This is a genomic window from Novipirellula aureliae, from assembly GCF_007860185.1.
Classification (GTDB): Bacteria; Planctomycetota; Planctomycetia; order Pirellulales; family Pirellulaceae; genus Novipirellula_A; species Novipirellula_A aureliae.
The window spans coordinates 299,475-317,126 of sequence record NZ_SJPY01000003.1 but is presented as its reverse complement, the minus strand read 5'-3'; the positions used below and the strand labels follow the sequence as shown (position 1 = coordinate 317,126).

The 17,652-nt window shown below is 52.6% G+C and carries 10 protein-coding genes; 5 read left to right on the top strand and 5 right to left on the bottom strand.

Annotation, left to right across the window (positions count from 1 at the left end):
• Positions 1–228 precede the first annotated feature (228 nt).
• Positions 229–1,275, bottom strand: coding sequence for an extracellular solute-binding protein (locus Q31b_RS10495; protein ID WP_146599976.1), 1,047 nt, complete (start codon positions 1,273–1,275; stop codon positions 229–231).
• Between the two features lie 29 nt (positions 1,276–1,304).
• Here Q31b_RS10495 and Q31b_RS10490 point away from each other — a divergent pair, with 29 nt between their 5' ends.
• The 3 genes from Q31b_RS10490 (at position 1,305) to Q31b_RS10480 (ending at position 5,150) form a co-directional block, all read left to right on the top strand.
• Entirely contained in the window at positions 1,305–2,609 is a 1,305-nt protein-coding gene (locus tag Q31b_RS10490; protein WP_146599639.1) for a hypothetical protein, read from the top strand.
• A 551-nt stretch (positions 2,610–3,160) separates the two neighbouring features.
• Positions 3,161–3,871 (top strand): carboxylesterase family protein, encoded by a 711-nt coding sequence (locus Q31b_RS10485; RefSeq protein ID WP_146599638.1) that lies wholly within the window; start codon positions 3,161–3,163, stop codon positions 3,869–3,871.
• Between the two features lie 112 nt (positions 3,872–3,983).
• Positions 3,984–5,150 (top strand): RNase H family protein, encoded by a 1,167-nt coding sequence (locus Q31b_RS10480; RefSeq protein ID WP_231617457.1) that lies wholly within the window; start codon positions 3,984–3,986, stop codon positions 5,148–5,150.
• Between the two features lie 275 nt (positions 5,151–5,425).
• On the opposite strand, the gene Q31b_RS10475 is transcribed toward Q31b_RS10480, so the two are convergent.
• From Q31b_RS10475 to Q31b_RS10455, 4 genes are all read right to left on the bottom strand, one after another.
• Positions 5,426–8,545 carry an efflux RND transporter permease subunit gene (locus tag Q31b_RS10475; RefSeq protein ID WP_146599637.1) on the bottom strand — a complete coding sequence of 1,040 codons (3,120 nt, stop codon included), beginning with the start codon at positions 8,543–8,545 and terminating at the stop codon, positions 5,426–5,428.
• A 118-nt stretch (positions 8,546–8,663) separates the two neighbouring features.
• Positions 8,664–10,082 carry an efflux RND transporter periplasmic adaptor subunit gene (locus Q31b_RS10470; RefSeq protein WP_146599636.1) on the bottom strand — a complete coding sequence of 473 codons (1,419 nt, stop codon included), beginning with the start codon at positions 10,080–10,082 and terminating at the stop codon, positions 8,664–8,666.
• A 1,445-nt stretch (positions 10,083–11,527) separates the two neighbouring features.
• A complete protein-coding gene (locus Q31b_RS10460; RefSeq protein WP_146599635.1) occupies positions 11,528–12,862 on the bottom strand; it encodes an ATPase, T2SS/T4P/T4SS family in 1,335 nt (444 codons plus the stop codon).
• Positions 12,863–12,960: 98 nt separating this feature from the next.
• Positions 12,961–14,100: a type IV pilus twitching motility protein PilT gene (locus Q31b_RS10455; RefSeq protein WP_197171424.1), complete on the bottom strand. Its 1,140-nt coding sequence runs from the start codon at positions 14,098–14,100 to the stop codon at positions 12,961–12,963.
• Between the two features lie 313 nt (positions 14,101–14,413).
• On the opposite strand from Q31b_RS10455, the gene Q31b_RS10450 reads away from it, so the two are divergent.
• Together Q31b_RS10450 and Q31b_RS10445 are read left to right on the top strand one after the other, a co-directional pair.
• Positions 14,414–15,151, top strand: coding sequence for a hypothetical protein (locus tag Q31b_RS10450; RefSeq protein WP_146599633.1), 738 nt, complete (start codon positions 14,414–14,416; stop codon positions 15,149–15,151).
• A 352-nt stretch (positions 15,152–15,503) separates the two neighbouring features.
• Complete coding sequence (locus Q31b_RS10445) at positions 15,504–17,645, top strand: sulfatase-like hydrolase/transferase (protein ID WP_146599632.1); 2,142 nt, start codon at positions 15,504–15,506, stop codon at positions 17,643–17,645.
• The last annotated feature ends 7 nt before the right edge of the window (positions 17,646–17,652 follow it).

The following is a 17,652-nucleotide window of genomic DNA, read 5'->3' as shown; positions in this document are numbered from 1 at the left end:
AAGCAGCGATAAAACGGCGCAAAGACCGCGAAACGCGGCGTGAATAGCTTAGATAGAAAAGGGGAATCGCGATCCCTGCGCTCCAACCGGACCAAAAGGTGGTTTGGAAGCGAAAGGTCACTCAGACAAGAGTTGCACCATATACATTTCTTGTGCCAGGTTTCAAGGCGTCGTTAAGATCTTTTTTTGCTGATTTTGAATAAAGTTCAGAGTCGTTCTGGCCGGTCATCATGGCGAAAAAATCGCCAATACTTCTTGGGCCCACTCTTCCCATCCATCGGCGGCAGCTTCAAAATTGACATCCATCCAGCGTACCGGAGTCGTCGGCATGACTCGCGGAGGAAAATCGCTTGCTTTCGAAATCGGTAGTTGGCTGCTGTCTCCCATCGCCAGCCGGTCTTCTGTCGATGGCGATACGATGTAGTCGGCTAGAAGCTCGGCTGCAACGGGATGCGGTGCATTGTTCAAAACGGCGACGGTATTAGGAATACGCAGCGTCCCGATTTGTTCAGGCAATTGGTCGGGAAAAACGATAGCAATTGGTCGGCCACGATCCTTTTCAATGATCGCATCGTCCGTATCGGTCAATCCCCAACTGACGGTGCCTGCCGATACTGCCAACGCAACTTGTTTGTTGCCTGACAAGGTGACGGCGTTTTCCTTGATGCGGCGAAGTTCTTCCAGCGTTTCCTCTCGCCCGTTCTTCTCTCGCAGTACCGCAAAATGAGTCGCCGTCGTTCCAAACAAAGGGCGAGCGAATGCACATTGCCCTTTCCACTTTGGATCGGATAGTTCGGAGACGGAAGTTGGGTAGTTGGCGGAGTCTGGAATCCGATCGGTGTTTAGGATCAACACGCGTGCTCGCGCTGCAAAACCGCACCACGTTCCATCACTGGCGATCATGTTCTTGGGCCACCCTGCTTCAACCGCCCACGATCGTGGTTTTAAGAGGCCCAGTTTCTGTAGCCGTACGGTGTGCATGATCTCATTGTTCCAAAACAGATCGCATACCGGTTTGTCTTTTTCAGCAATGATGCGTGTCACTAGACCAACTGTTTTTGTCGATTCGACATCAAACTTGCCTACCACGTTGACGGCATTTCCTTCGGCCGTTTCGGTCGATCTTTCAAAGGCATGAAGAATCGGTGTCGCAAATTCTTCATCAAGTGCCGAATAGACGACGACGTCTTGCTCTGTCCGCGAGACACAGCCCGACGCCGAAATGAGAGTGAGGGTGCTTAGAAACGCCACTGTCATTGACATCGTTATCGACATCGCCGAGCAATACCGAGTAAACTGCAGGGATGAACGGATCAAGACTTCAAGCTTTCTTTGTCGCATTGTTGTGGCACGCTAACGTAATTTGGTTTACAGGTTTGGCCGTTAGCCATGATACCACGGCTGCGGAGTTCCAAACGACTCGCGGTCGCCACATTACGCTGACAACCGATGTTTCCGCCTCGCAGCTCGATGCGATGCAGCTCGTCGAATCGTTCGATACCGCCGTTGCCGCATGGAAAGCATTTTTCGAACTTCCCGACCAAGCCCTCAACGATTGGAGCATCAACGCCTATGTTATGCAAGACAGAGCGGCGTTCGTCGCGGCAGGACTTTTGCCGCAGCGGGTTCCCTCGTTCACGCAAGGATTCGCCTATCGCGATACCGTCTGGGTCATGCTGCAACCAAGCGCCTATTATACTCGCCATCTGCTGCTCCACGAAGGGGTCCACGCTCTCGTGATCCACGGTTTCGGTGGCACCGGGCCGTCTTGGTTTGCGGAAGGAACCGCCGAGCTACTGGGCACGCATCGATCCAGTGGTGAATCGGTGGTCGTTGGGGTCCTACCAAAGAACAAAGAGTCTGTTCCCTACTGGGGACGCATCTCATTGATCGAAAAGCGACGAAACGAAAATGCGATACCTAGCATCGAAACGGTGATGCGCTATCAAGGTAACCTCGAAGCCAACGCAGAAAGTTACGCATGGTGCTGGGCAGTCGTGATGATGTTGTGTGAGTACCCCGAGTACAAAGCAGCCTACCTATCGGCTGCGCGCGGAGGACGTGACACCAGTATCAACTTTACTCGCCAATTCTATCAACGTCTGTTGCCACAGTGGCCCGTTCTCTCGGCTCGCTGGCGACTCTTATGCAGCGATCTGAATTACGGCTTCGAATGGGATCGCAACCGAGTGGGGCTCAGCATGTCCGATCCTCTCTGGAACGGTGCGGTATTAGAACGAAACTTGGATGCGACACGAGGATGGCAGAGTGTCGGAATTCGAGTGCCACCACAAACCGAGTTTCAAATCAGTGCCAGCGGACGATGTACGATTGCCAAACAAGCTGAAAAATCGTGGCTCAGTGAGCCTGGCGGCGTTACAATTCGCTACGTCGACGGCAAACCACTCGGTCAATGTGTCGCCTGCTTCGTTCCGATAAGGTCGAGTGGCGGCAGAAGCGACGAGCCGCTAAAGATCGTATCCGTCGAATCGACCCAGCGGATTCGTTGTGAGAAAGAATCGTGGCTCGTTTTAAAGATCAACGACGCTGTCGGTGAAAGAGGTGATAACGAAGGCGGATACAGTGTCACCATCCGCGAGCTCCGCTAAGGCTTAGCCATCGTCGCCTTTTGCTCCTCGTGCTGCATCAAGGTCTCGTCCACTACGACCAACCCTAATGTTTAATCTGGTTGAAGCACTAGCCTGTGAATGAATTCGCTTTCCTATAGCGGTGTCTCTCAGGACGTCGATTTATAGGTTTTGGATTTTTTCCTGTTAGGGCCGCGATCAACATAGCCTAGGCTTCTAGCGAGTCGTCTCTGTACGAATCGCAAAATCAGGGGCAAAGCTCCATCGATTACTTAACCCAGCCCATCGGGCTGGCGGATAAGTGATGAAAAGGGCTCCGCTCAAAGTACTCGGACGCCAGTCTATCGGGGGGCATGCATTTCGTTCGATGGTGTCATCGTGCCAATGTTGTAACACTCATCGACGGTTGCGATAAATGACGATAAAATCGATTATCGATTCTGGGGGCGTTTTCTCCAGATGGTTGACGCCCTTACCTGCCAACACCCGAGCCTACCCCGATGTTCTTCGATCCGTTTCACTCCGCTATGATCCCGATCCCGAATCTGGTCCTTTGTATCACGATGGTCGTTATGAGTTCTTTTTCCGCCGCGGAAGAGCCGAAGCAAGTCGTTCAGACAGCTCAAAAATTCAGTCGCACGATCGAATTGAAACAGGAATTGGATTACCTGTTGTTTTTGCCAAAGGATTACGATGCCGAGCGAGCCGACGGTTGGCCGATGATTTTGTTTCTGCACGGAGCGGGCGAACGTGGCAATGACCTTGAACGGGTCAAGGTTCACGGACCGCCGAAGCAGGTGGAGTCCGATCCGGATTTCCCCTTCGTGCTGGTTTCACCTCAATGCCCAAAAAATGAAACGTGGGATGTCGCAGAACTCAATGGACTGCTGGACGAGATCCTTTCAAAGCATAACATCGATACCGACCGAATCTACCTGACGGGACTAAGCATGGGCGGTTTCGGCACATGGAGTCTGGGGATTTCGAATCCTGAACGGTTTGCAGCGATCGCCCCTATTTGTGGCGGAGGCGAGCGACTTTCGGTGGTCCTTGCCGCCGGATCAAGAAAAGACGCTCTCAAAAAACTTCCCGTTTGGGCATTTCATGGAGGAAAAGACCCTGTCGTTCCGCTGGCAGAATCCGAAAGCATGATCGATGCAATGAAGCGAGTGGGAGCCGAGGACGTCAAGCTGACGATTTATCCTGAAGCGGGGCATGATTCATGGACGAAGACCTACAAAGACCCCGAATTCTATTCGTGGCTGTTGCAGCAAAAACGCTAATGGACGCTTCGCGGAGGAAACGCTAAAGAGTCGGCTGTCGGGACAAACGAATGGTGACATGGCGAAAAGGGGGCTAGCTTACTGTTGTGAAGTTTAGAATAATCGACTCTCGATGATTCACTACAGCGACGATGAACTGACAAAAATCCAAGCCGATGCATTGCTCATCGAAGTCGATTGTCTCGGTAATCTTGTAGGTGATCTGCATCATGCGATCCAACGTTGTCTGCCCGACGTTTATCTATCGTTTCGAAAATTCTTTGACGAGGGCCACGTCGAACCCGGTCGGCTGCTGACGCTCGAGCGCCCCGGTCAAGTGCCCCGTTGTGTTTTCTTCTTGGCAACGCGAGTTCACCCCAGTGGTAAAGCTCGAATTGCATTTTTCGAATCGGGAATCGGTCAATTGACCGAGCATGTCCTACGAATGGGAATCAAGTCGGTTGCCATTCCTCAGTTCCAGGCGGATTTGAAGAATGGGAGTGCCGATTTCAAGCTGCGTTTTCTATCCGCATTCGCTCGCATTCCACAAATCAATCTTACATTCTTCCCGTCACAAAATGAAAAAGCCACATCAAAACGGGTGGTTATCTTCACCGACGGTGGAGCGGAACCGAATCCAGGAGTTGGCGGGTATGGAGTCGTGCTGAGGAGCGGAGACTTTTACAAGGAAATCAGCGAAGGGTTTCGGTGGACAAGTAACAATCGAATGGAGCTGTTGGCGGCGATCAAGGGATTGGAGGCACTCAAGGCGGCTTGCCGCGTTCGTTTGCACAGCGATTCCCGCTACGTAATTGACTACGTCAACTTGGGTATGTTGTTTCGGCTAGCTGCGAAGAAATGGCGGGGCAAGAAGGTACAGAATGTCGATCTATGGAAGCGATTTCTTGATGCCTACTTGAGACATGAGGTTGAGTTGGTGTGGGTCAAAGGACATGCAGGTATTGCCGACAACGAACGCTGCGATGCGCTCGCTAGTGAAGCGATCCATGGTCACGAATTACGAGTCGATGAAGGGTTTTCGGAAAAGCAGAAAGTTCCAGCCGAAGCTGCGAAAGCGGTGGTGAACGCGGCGACGCTCATGACGACAAGTTCAAAGCTCAAAAAGGTGGGTGACCTTTGTCGTAAGTGCCAAACCCCTTTGATTCGTCGCGAGACCAAAAAACATCGGCCCGGTGCAGCTTTCTGGTATCAGTGGTATCTCTACTGCGAGGCATGCCAACGCATCTATCATGTGGAAGAGGCAAAGATTTTTCCCACTCCAGACAAACCTGCAAAATGATTGACACTTCTCGCGGATCGCACCATTCTTCGCTCTCCTCAAACGCAGTTTGGCGAGGGGCTTTTTGAAATGTGAAGGACGGATTCTGATTTAGTGGCGAAGCCACGGTAGGTTCAAGCCCCGGATGCGAGTCCGGGGTCGCGAATCCGTTGCATTTGAAGTCCTGAAAGGACGGTAGGAGAACCGGTTTTACTTGCTCGATACAGATTGCTGACACGCCCTGGTTCTGAGCACCCAGACCCAGCCCTTGCTCAAATCGTTTTTATTTTCTTTCTTCAGTCGGCGAGACCGTGCGTTGAACTTGCGTCGTGGTCATCCGACTTGATCATCCCCAAATCGCAGAGGACAACGTAGATACAGGGGATGACGATCAGGACCAAAACGGTCGAACTCATTAGTCCAAAAACGATGGAAACCGCCGTCGGTATCAGCACCTGTGCTTGCGTGCTTTTTTCGAGGGTCAGTGGCAGCAAGCCAACCATCGTGGTCAAGCTCGTCAACATGATGGCTCGAAAACGAAGGCGGCTAGCGTTGCGAGCGGAGTCGTGGCTCGGCTTTCCTTCCGATCGTTCCTTTTTTAGAAACAGCACCAACAGAATCGAGTCGTTAACCACAATACCCGCCAGCGAAACAAAGCCGATCAGGCTGGGCATGCAGATTTCCATGCCCATCAACATGTGCCCAAAGATCATGCCGATTAGCGACATCGGAATCGCCGCCATCACGACGAACGGTTCTAACCAACTCTCAAACTGGAAACACAGAATTGCATAGACGCCAAACAGGCCCAGAAGAAACAGAGACGCCATGGACGATCCTGTTTCACTTGAACGTTCTGCTTCGCCACCCAGGGTGACTGTCACGCCGTTGAACTTGGAATTCAATTGCGGGAGGAAGTCTGTTTGAAACGCACGCATCAGGTTCGTGGTGTTGACCAGTTCGGTGTCGGTATCGGCGATCAATGTTACGGTCCGCCAACCATCGACGCGGGAGATTTTGGACCAACCGTAGGTCATTTCCAAATCGGCGACGGATTGCAATGGAACCTGGGCACCGCCCGCAAGGACGAACTGAAAGTCGTAAAACGACTCCAGCGTGTTTCGGCTCTCGGGTGCGAGCTGGACATTGATTTCATACTGATCGACTCCTGTCTGAATATCGCTAATCTTTGTGCCCTGGAAAGCGGTGCTGAGTTGGCTTGCCATTGCTTGGACGTTCAGTCCCAACGCCACCGCATCGGGTTTCAGATGCAAACGGATCTCTTGCTTTCCCGGTCGCAGGTCGATGTTGAAGTTGTAGACACCGCTAAATTGGGCCAGCCACTGTTGTGACTCGATGGCGGCGGCTTGAGCCGCGTTTAAGTCGTCGCTCTTGAACAGCACTTCCACGGCGCGACCGGCTGGTCCCATTGTCGCTTCGGCGACGGTCACCGAAATCGCATTGGGAACTTGCCCCACTTCTTCGCGTAATGCTCGGATGAACTCCGCCGTCGAAGTCTTTCGCTCGTCGGGTTGGAGCATCCGGATCGACACCGTCGCGACGTGGGGACCGGTTTCGCCCGCATCACGGTTTTCATTGAACTTTGAGATCACCGTTTGCACGAGATCCTTGCCCTCGGGTTGATCTGGAAACCGTCGGTTTGCCCGTGTGGCTGCGTCGTTGATATGCCGAACGATCTCTGCGGTCTTGGCTAGCGGAGTTCCCTGCGGCATCAGGATCCTGGCCTCGACCATGTCTCCTTCCAAATTTGGGAAGGGAGTAAAATTCACAATTCCACCAGCGACCATCGCCAAGGCCAGAATGAAGGTGGCAATGGACAAGCCAATCGAAAGGTACCGCCAATGCACCGCCCAATCGATCACGCTGCCGAACACGCTTTCACGAACCCAATCGACGGCGCTATCAATCTTGCCTCGCAGTCCATCGCTTTTTTCGATATCAAAATGCTTCAGCGCGTGTCCAAGGTGAGCGGGAAGAATGAGAAACGCTTCGATAAGACTGATGACCAGCGTGGTCAGCAGCACGATGGGAATCAAACGAAGGACTTTGCCGATATGTCCCTCCAATACAAACAGGGGGCCCAGCACACAGCAAGTCGTCAAGAACGAGGAGATCACTCCGCCGGCTACCTCGGAGACCCCGTCGACGGCAGCCCGCATGGAATTCTTGCCGAGCGATACGTGTCGTGCAATGTTCTCGGCGATCACGATTCCGTCGTCCATGAGGATCCCGGTCGCCATCAAAATCGCGACCGACGACATCATGTTGAGACTTTGTCCGAGCATTGGCAGCATGAAGAATGCACCCATGAATGACACCGGCAAACTCATCACGACCCAAAAGGAAAGCCGTAGATTAAAGAACATCCACATCATCAGGAAAACCAAAGCGATGCCTTGCCACGCATTTTTTGCCAACAGGGCCAATCGCTGCATGATCAGTTCCGAAAAATCGTCAGTGATGGCGATCCGCAATTGTGGTTGGCGTTGTTGCTCCTTTTTGACAAAATCACGAACGACTTCAGCGATCTTGGTCGTGTCTTGGGATCGTGTTTTGTTGACTTGAATGATGCCCGCTCGTTTGCCATCGAGCCAAGCTTTCTGCTCGGCGTCCGCGAATCCATCGACCACTCGCCCGATATCACGGATGCGAATTTCGGCGCGACCGGGGACACCGTGAATGACAATCTCTTCGATCTCTTCCGGCCGTTGTTTTTGTTCGACAAATCGCAATAGCAAGTCCTCTTCCTTGGACTCGATCATGCCAACCGGGACGTCCAGGTTTTGACTTCGCACGGCTTGGGCAACCATTTCAGCGGATAGCCCGAGACGTCGCAGCGCCTCGGCATCCAATTCAACGCGAAGTTGCCGATCCGAGAAACCTTGGATTTCCACTAGCGAAACACCCGGCAACCGCTGTATCTGTTGCTTGAAGCCTTCGCAGTAATCTTTCAGCGAATCCTCGTCGATTGGGCCGGTCACGGCAATCGTCATGACCGAGTCGGAGCGATTCAGCTCGGTAATGATCAGGTCTTCTGCTCCCTCGGGGAGGTCCGAAATCGCTTCCACTTCGGTTTCAATGTCACGGAGCGCCGTGGCAATATCGGCACCCTCGTCAATCTCGACGACAATCGACGCACTGCCTTCTTGGGCTGAACAGGTAACCTTTTTGATGTTTTGCACGCCGTCGAGCGCATCTTCGATTGGCAAGCAGATTCCCTGTTCGACGTCTTCTGCAGAGGCGCCACGATACGTCATTACAACTTGCACTTCCGAACTGTCGAAGTTCGGAAACGTTTCCTTCTGGAGCTTAGGGATGGCGTAAAGCCCCAAGCCGATAAAGGTCAGCATTAGAAGGTTTGCCAACGTTCGGTGATTGACGAATTTTTCTAGCATGAAAAGGAGTCCAATACCAAACAAGGTCGAAGGGCCGACGGTGCGTTTGCTTCAAGACGAAGACGGAAAACGGTACTTCGACAAACGAGCGAACAATGGCAATGCGTTATGATGAGTTTCATGGGCTGGTCTGCGGTCGCATGCTTTCCCCATTGAAACGCTTCGATTGCGCGTCGGAGGTAACCGAATGGACAAGGCTTTCCGTCCTCTCGAGGGACTCGATCGGGTCGACTAGCATTCCGATGATCGCGGGGGATGGATTTGCGATGACAAGCGTTTCGCCACCCTCAAGCCCCGATGCGATCACCGCATAGTCGTCCTGAGTGAACCTGACTTTGACCGTTCTCATCGCCAATCGGTTTTGTTCGTCGACCAGGTAAACCGAATCATTGCGAATCACACTTCGCGGGATCACCACCTGATCGGCGAGAGTCTTTCCAAAAACGTCAACATCGCAAAACGCACCTTCGAGCAACGGCGGCGTGGGGACTTCTTGATCAGGCGGTAAAACGTTTTCCACGCCAACCACGAACCCCACCATTTTTGTCTGTGAATCGACGATTTCACGGACCCGCAGAAATCGCCCTGGGTACAACACTGGACTTTCCACGCCAGCGACTTTGACCAAAGCGTCAAACGAAAAGACTTGCTGGAAATCCTCGCTGTCGAATTCAGGTTGGGATGGAACACCCTCGGACTGCGAAACAAACAACCGATGAATGTCCAGCAACGGCAATTGAACCTCAACCTCTACTTCGGCATCGCTATAGCCCATGAAAAGCGTTTCGCCTACGCCGACAAATTGCCCGACCTCCAACTGAACCTCTCCCACTCGCATTCGGAAGGGAGCGGTGATTTTCGTCCTTTCGATATCGCGTTGGGCCTGTTCTATTTGGACGGCCAATTGACGTTTGGCTGCCTGCAATGCTTTGATCTGAGGCGCAACCAACGCTGTGTTGTTTATCAAATCTTGCACCACTTTTTGCTGACTCAACCATTCACGACGTTTCGAGTCGATCGAAGCACCTGAACCGGCCTGCTGGGAATGGAGCGTTTGTTCGCGTTCGTATTCTCGCTGCAAGATCGCCAAGGCCTCGTTTTCGATGGAGAGACTCTTCTGGTTGTTTTGGATCGATTGTTCAAGTCGTTGAATCTCAGCGTCTTGCTGGTCAATCGTCGCGTTCAATTCAGCCACTCGGGAGCGATAGTCGGAATCGTCGATCTCCAACAACAGTTCGCCAGCTTGAATCATCGCTCCAGGACGCAGCTCGGGATGGATTTTGTTAATCCGGCCCTCGACCTGCGTGACCGCTCTCCAAGACCGAGCGAACTTGGCCGTCCCGAATCCGCTGACTTTCGGGCGAACGTCAAGGCGCGGGACCACCATGGTTTCTAGAATTCGAGCGGACTCGTTCTCCGCTTGTTTTTGCAACGGAGGAGAATGCTTGACGAGCCATGCATAGACAACGATCGCCAAAACGATCGGTGGAACCACCATCAATCGTTTTCGCCAAGTCTTCCATCGCTGCTTCGACATATTGCTGTTCTTTTCTGATTGACCATTCGTTAGTTCCTTCGCGAATCGTGGAAGACTTTCACGTACGATCCGCTGGCGAGAGTGATTCCCTCTTTTGTCAATGCGACAATCGCCGGTCGTTAGGGCCAAGAGGAATAGGGGAATGGGGCGGTTTTGCTAGTCCCCCCCCTCTCTCCCCCGTATTGATGGCCTCCTAGCCCGGATTATAGCAACCCACTATTCGAGATGCTTTCGATCCTGTGCATCCTGCACGTATCGTATCACTTCTTCGAGATCATCCGCGCTGTGAATGCACTCCCAATCGCCGCCGACTGTCCAAACTGGGCGATCAAAAAACTGGTCCCATTGCTCTCATAATCCACGAGTACAATTCGCCTTCAGCTCGCCTTCAGCTGATCGCGAACTGTTCTGCCCCTGTATCCCGCAGCAGTCACGACGGCATGCACGTGATTGGTGCGTGCGTTGACAGCCCAGAGTTTCCATCCGCGATGTTCACGGTGTTTTCGGCACTGAGTCTCAACAACTTTTCTCATTGTTGCGGATAGGAAAACGATCGGATGTTTCAGCCGATCGGCGTGCCACGCCGCGAGCAATGGTTGTGGAGTTTGTTGGCCAGCGCCCCGACGCCGCCAGCCCCGAAAATCACCTTGGAGATGAGTTCCATAGACCGTCCACGTGACGAAGAACGCGATCGGATCGTCATGATTCATGACAGATTGCCCCCTCATTTGAAACGATGCTTCCCCAACGAGTTTACCAAAAGCATCAGCCGCAGGACGCTAGCGGCCTGTCGATTTAATCGGTTTGACTCGACTGATTGTTTAACGCCAAGCCATAGGCGACCGATTATGGAAAAGCTGACGCCTTCGGCTAAGCGTTAAACGATTAAATCGACAGCCCGCTAGCGGCCTGCTGATTTAATCGGTTTGACTCGACTTATTGTTTAACGCCAAGCCATAGGCGACCGCTTTTGGAAAAGCTGACGCCTTCGGCTAAGCGTTAAACGATTAAATCGACAGCCCGCTAGCGGCCTGCTGATTTAATCGGTTTGACTCGACTTATTGTTTAACGCCAAGCCATAGGCGACCGATTATGGAAAAGCTGACGCCTTCGGCTAAGCGTTAAACGATTAAATCGACAGCCCGCTAGCGCCAAAACGGCTAATGCGCAGACTGTTTTTCGACCAATGAACGCAAACGCTTTGCTGCATGGGAGTTATCGAAACCTTATGCGAGCCCATGAATAATCCGGGCTAGTCTCCATCTTGCTACCCCCATCTTGCTACCCCCTGCGAAGTTCCCCACGCTCTCGCAAATCAAAACGCGATGTGATGCCAGTACCCGTTTTGACAAGGAGTGGCATGCGGATGGGAACGTACAAGCGGACATTTCGATCGAATGGAAACGGAGCGAAAACGGTCGATCACTAAATCGACAAACCGTAGGTTACCGTTTTGAGAAAACTCGTTTCAGTTCGTCCAAACTTGTTAAGCCTCTCGCGACTGTCAACACGGCTTCCGATTGAATGCCTCGATGACCTTCCTGTTTGGCGATATTGTAGAGTTGTCCCGTATCACGCGTCTTCAACACAGCGGCCCGCAATTCTTTGCCGGGTCTCAGCAATTCGAAAATAGCGATTCGCCCCATGTAGCCGCGACCGGCACATGCGTGGCAGGGTTCGATTGGTGCCGGGCGTCCATTCTCGTCGACCTGCTGTTCGATTGGCGGAGGTACGAAGGGTTGGTACAACATCGCGACGCGGCCTGCTGGAATGCCAAGTTGGGCCAGTAGTTTTGGTGGTGGCTCAAAACCGACTTTACAATTGTCACAAAGTCGTCGAACCAATCGTTGGTTCAGAACGCAACCGATCGCACCCGCGATTTCTTTTGCCGAGTCCTTGTACTTGTTGAGCAATTGAACGAGTCCATTCATCGCATTGTCAGAAACGAATCGTGTGTAAATACTCTTTTCCAACTTGGCAACTTGCTGAAGTGCCAACTGTAACGATTCAGGCTGAGGCAATTCGGGAAAGACGAAGACGTCGGGTTCCTTCAAGATCATGCGTTTTAGCAAATCGAGTTGGGTTATCCCGGTATCGCCACCGTAATAGTTTGAGCTAACGTTGATGATTTCGGGCTCGGGTGTCGCTTGATCTTCAATGGCTTGAAAGTCGCGTACAAACTTATCGGCTGCTCCCATGACGACATCCCAGGACGTGGTCAAACCTTCGCTCTTCGGGGCGGTGATGACGACCAGATTGCCTGGTGCATTGAGTTGTTCCTTCAGCTCGGAGATCATTTTATCTCTCATGCCAAGGTCGGCCAAGTTCTCAAACGGAATCTTTTCGGCTTCGATCTTCGTCAAGACACGCTCGCCGGTTGGAACCCCTTGCGATTGCATCGTCAGCCGATACTTGTCCTTGGCCAACTTTAGTTTCATCTTGCCCGTTTGAGCACTACGTCGATCGGCAGGGTTCAGCAAACACAATTGTTTAAGAGCGTACAACATCGCATCGCCCGTTTCGCGGTCGAGCGGCGGAAGTTGTTCCCAATTACCGTCGACTTGGTAACGGATCGCACAGGCATTTTGGGAAAAATCCATTAGCACATGGGTCGCTCGCGATTGGATCGCATGGGAGAGTTGTCCTCCAGCGATTTGGTATCCGGCGCCTTGTCTCGTTGAGATCAGCAAAGCTTGCGCTTCGTTTCGATCCTTGACTTCGGGAATAAATTCAACCGGCTGAACGGTTTGCCATAATTGGAGTTCAATTTCTTCGGCCATCAGGGCTTCACAGTTCTCTAAGTAAAGTTTTTGTTTATTGTAATCTGCTATGCAAAACGTTTGCGAGGATCTTTAGCAAGACCCAAACCAGCGAACCATTAGATGATTCCTGGTGCTTTCACGTCGATGCCCTTGAGTGCCATCTTGAGCAAGTCTTTGTTTGGGGCGACCGCAAACGCGGTGGGGCGATCAATCAATTCGTCATCAATCAAGCCTTTCAAGCTCATCGTAAAATCTTGCATGCCATCCTCGGCACCGATCCGAATGGCGTCGGGCAACTTGTTGTCTTGCCCTTCGAGCACCAATTTTCGAATCATCGGGGTGAACGTCATCACCTCGCAAGTGGGTACCCGCGAGACGCCTGGCTTGATGCTGCGCAACAGTTTCTGAGCCACGATCCCCTTCATATTGAAGGCGATCGCCGAGCGGATCGCATTGTGCATCTCTTCGGGGAACAAGTCCAAAATACGGCCGATGGTTGTCGCGGCACTCGCCGCGTGAATCGTGCCAAAGACCAGGTGACCCGTTTCCGCGGCATGAATTGCGGTCATAAACGTTTCTTCATCGCGAAGTTCGCCGACCAAAATGATGTCGGGGTCTTCACGAACCGCGTGCTTCATGCCAATCGAAAAGTCCTTGACGTCTTGTCCAACTTCTCGCTGATTAATCAAACACTTGTCTTCGGTAAAAATAAACTCGATCGGATCTTCCAACGTCAAAATGTGTTTCCGGTATATACTATTGATATAGTTCAGCATCGATCCGATCGTCGTACTTTTCCCCGAACCGGTCACCCCCGCCAATAGGACCATGCCTTGATCGAAATGGCAAAGGGTCTCGATGGAATCAGGAAGATAGAGACCACGGAAATCGGGGATCCAGTTACTGATGCGTCGAGCCACCAAGCCGATGTTGCCAAGCGATTTGAGCGTGTTGACACGGAAACGCCACTGGGTGCCATCCACATGACACAGGTGTGAAAAGTCAGCTCCCCCCTCGGCTTCGAAAATCGCTAGGTTGCGTTCGTCCATCATTGGAATCAGCAGGTCGACCATTTCTTCGTTATTGATTGGCGGTCGGTTGAGGGCTTTCAGCTCTCCCCCCACACGGACCATCGGTGGCTGGCCAACCTTAAGGTGCAAGTCAGAGCCCTCGAGTTTTACGAGTGCCCGGAAGATTTTGTCGACTTCGAGTTCTTTCTTTTCATGTAGCAAGCTCGCCTTGAGCCGAGCCATCATCACGGACCGATTGTCCTCGGCCGCCGAGATCGCTGATGGCGGAATCGGGCTTGATTTAGAAGGTTTTTTACTACTGGACATCGATAATTCCTTGATAATCCTGGCAAGTCAAAAAGGAGAAGGCTAGGTCTGCTGGCACCATTGTAAACCGTCGTGAAGAAACGGTCGCCGTGTAGGCAGGAATGTTTGAACAAACGATAGAATAATTAGCAAATAACGTTGCGATCGCTATTTCCGAAATTTGTAGATTTTTGTTAAAGCTCGAGTATCCATTCAAATTTGCCCGATTTCCTTCGACTCTTCGGTACTCGAAATGCGAAAAACACGCTTCGCAGCCTGCACCTTCCTGCTCGTATTCGCCGTTGCTGGTTGCCGGCAAACGAGCAGCTCGACCGCTGGCAGCCCCTTAACTCCTATCGGACCGCTGGCCCCCGTCGGCCTGAGCCCGATTGGTGCCTCGTCTGCGAATGCGTCCGCCGCGATGGGGTCACTAAGTGCTCCCACGCGTGTTCCACCGCCACCAAGTAATTCAGCGAATACCCAAGCGGGAGCATTTGTACCCTACGGTCAAACTTCAAGCATCGGTCCAGCCTCTTCTTCGAATGGTTTTAACAGCCAACCGTTTGCCGGAAATTCGTCCGCTTCGGGGTTCGCGGGGAGTCAAACGCCAATCGGTTCAGGCATCGCCACGGTGGGATGGACCGAGACGAATACAAATTCGCCGACCAGTAACGCTTCTAATTTAAATCAGTCGGTCGCTTCGGGCCTTCGCTTTAATGGGATGCAGGTGAACGACTTGACGGGTTCGGCCACAGCGACGTTGCCGACTTATTCGCCCCCAATGCAAGCCGTGCAGCCGACGGTAAGCCAAGGCTACAATGCACCGGTCCCCGCGGTTGAAATGGCTCCAAACCCCAATTTCCAGGCCGCCCAGCGATTTGAGCAACCACCAACATCGACGCTGCCAGGCCCCTCTACCGAGCCCGTTGGCGATGCACCTTCAATGGGTGATGACAATCTGCCATGGCGTCGGCCTGGAACAACCTATTGAGGCCTCGTGCTATGGAGGCCTTGGCTTTGTGACCACGAAGAAGGAGGGTAAGCAGCTTTCGTGACTGTGGCTTCCAGCCGCTGCCTTACTGGGGAAAGATGCCCCCGCCACTATTCTGCCAAGCCTAAAATCAAGCGGTGACAAGGCAGTGTATCGGCAGTGTATTGGCGGCACCTGGTCACCGAAAGCATCGCCCCATCAGAACTCTCTATCCGTGACGTCGAAAGTAGAATGAGTCGATGCTGATGGTGGCATTGCCGATGGTGGCATTGCCGATGGTGGCATTGCGTTGGCGACCGAGTTACCATGTTGCTCAGACGGTCGAAACGAATGCTACGAACGGGAAAGAGCGATGAGCCAGCGAAACTCCAAACCAGTATTTTCTTTTTTCTTGGTGACGTTTTGCGTCGCGTTTTTCGGTTTTGGACCGTGTTTCACTCGGTTTGGCGTTGCTGAGGATACCGCCTCCGAGACGCCACCTGATCGCCCGAACCTTCTCTTCATCTTGGCGGATGATCTCGGCTATGGTGACCTGGGCGTCCTGTGGCAAAACTCGATCTCAGGAAGCAAACGATTTGCTACCCCCAACTTGGATCGAATGGCCCACGAAGGGTTGATTCTGAACCAGCACTACACCGCTGCGCCTGTGTGTGCACCGGCACGAGGTTCCTTGTTCAGCGGGGTTCATCAGGGGCACTGCACCATTCGAAATACCGATTTCGATAATGCTCTTGAGCACAATCACACGCTCGCAACGACTCTGGCGCAAGCCGGCTATGCTACGGCGTTGATTGGGAAGTATGGCATGCAGGGCTCTGGCAAATCTCCAACCCAATGGTCGGCCTATCCTACCAAGCGCGGGTTCGATTTCTTTCATGGTTATGTTCGCCATGTTGATGGGCATCAACACTACCCCGCCAACAATTGGCCGATCGGCGATTCGAAAAACCATCGGAGCCCCAGGGAGCTCTACGAAAACGATCAAGAGATTTCAGCCGATCTCGACAAGTGTTTCACCCCTGACTTGTTCACTGCACGTGCGAAGAAATGGCTCGTTGATCACCAGGCAACCAAGGCCGAACAAGCATTTTTTCTTTTCCTTGCATATGACACCCCGCACGCGGCTCTGCAATTGCCAACGTCATCCTATCCGCCAGGCGTTGGTACGAGCGGTGGGGTTCAGTGGATTGGCAAGCCGGGACAGATGATCAATACGGCGCGAGGGGAAGTCGATTCGTGGCGACATCCCGATTATGTCGGCAAGGGCTGGACCGATGAAGAGGTTCGTTTCGCTACACTCGTTCGCCGCATGGACGATTGCGTTGGTGACCTGCTTGCAACGCTTCGGGATTTAAAGATCGACGATAACACGCTCGTCATCTTTACCGCCGACAACGGGCCACATGCCGAAAATTACATTTCAGGAGGCAAGTATGAAGCCAATGCATTTGATTCATTTGGACCGTTTGAGGGTACCAAACGCGATTGCTACGAAGGTGGCATGCGGCAACCCACGTTCGCGTGGTGGCCGAACCAAATCGCACCTGGGCAAACGAACAACACACCCTCACAGTTCCAAGACTGGATGGCGACCTTCTGCGATTTGGCCGGGCATGTGACGCCCGCACGGTGTGACGGTGTTTCCCTCGTGCCGCTACTGACCGGTGTCGGAGAAAAACGTGACGGGATTGTGTACACCGAATTCAATCATAACGGCCAGGCTCCGAAGTATCCCGAATTCACCCACCATGCCGGGGATCCTCGTGGGAACCAACAAGTCATCTTCATCGATGGCTACAAAGGTATTCGCAACGGTATTCGCTCGCATGCAGACGATTTTCAAATTTACGATGTCCACAATGATTTGGCGGAAGCAAACGATTTGTTTCGCAAAGAGAACAATGATCGACCTGCTTACTTTGCGAGCTTGCAACAGAGGATGAAGGACCGTGTCCTCGGCGCCCGTCAAATTGAAAAAGATGATCCATTCGACCCCAGTTCTGACAAGGTGGAGTCTCGCCCTTACGATGCGGAGCTCGTTCCTGCGGTCAAGCTCGAGGTGACCAGTGGCGTCCAAGTCGATGCCTACGAAGGCCGCTGGAATTGGGTTCCCCAATTTGCTGAACTCAAACCGCTTAGCACAAAACAGGTTGCCACGATCGATGTGGCCAGCGATTTACCAAGATCCTATGACGCCGGGCTGTGTTACCGTGGTCTTCTCAAGGTTCCTAGCGATGGTCAATGGTCTTTCTACGCCACCTCGGATGCTGGAACTCACCTCCGCATCCATGAGTCACAAGTGATTGATGACGATTTCAATCACGACGGATCGGAAGCGAGCGGATCTATCTTACTCAAGAAAGGGCTCCATCCGTTTACCCTCTACTATCGAACCGCACAAGACAAGCCAATCTTGAAGCTGCAATGGTCGGGACCAGGAACGTCGAAGCAGAGCATTCCAGATTCATCCCTGTTCCGTGGCAAACAACGGTAAGGAGGAA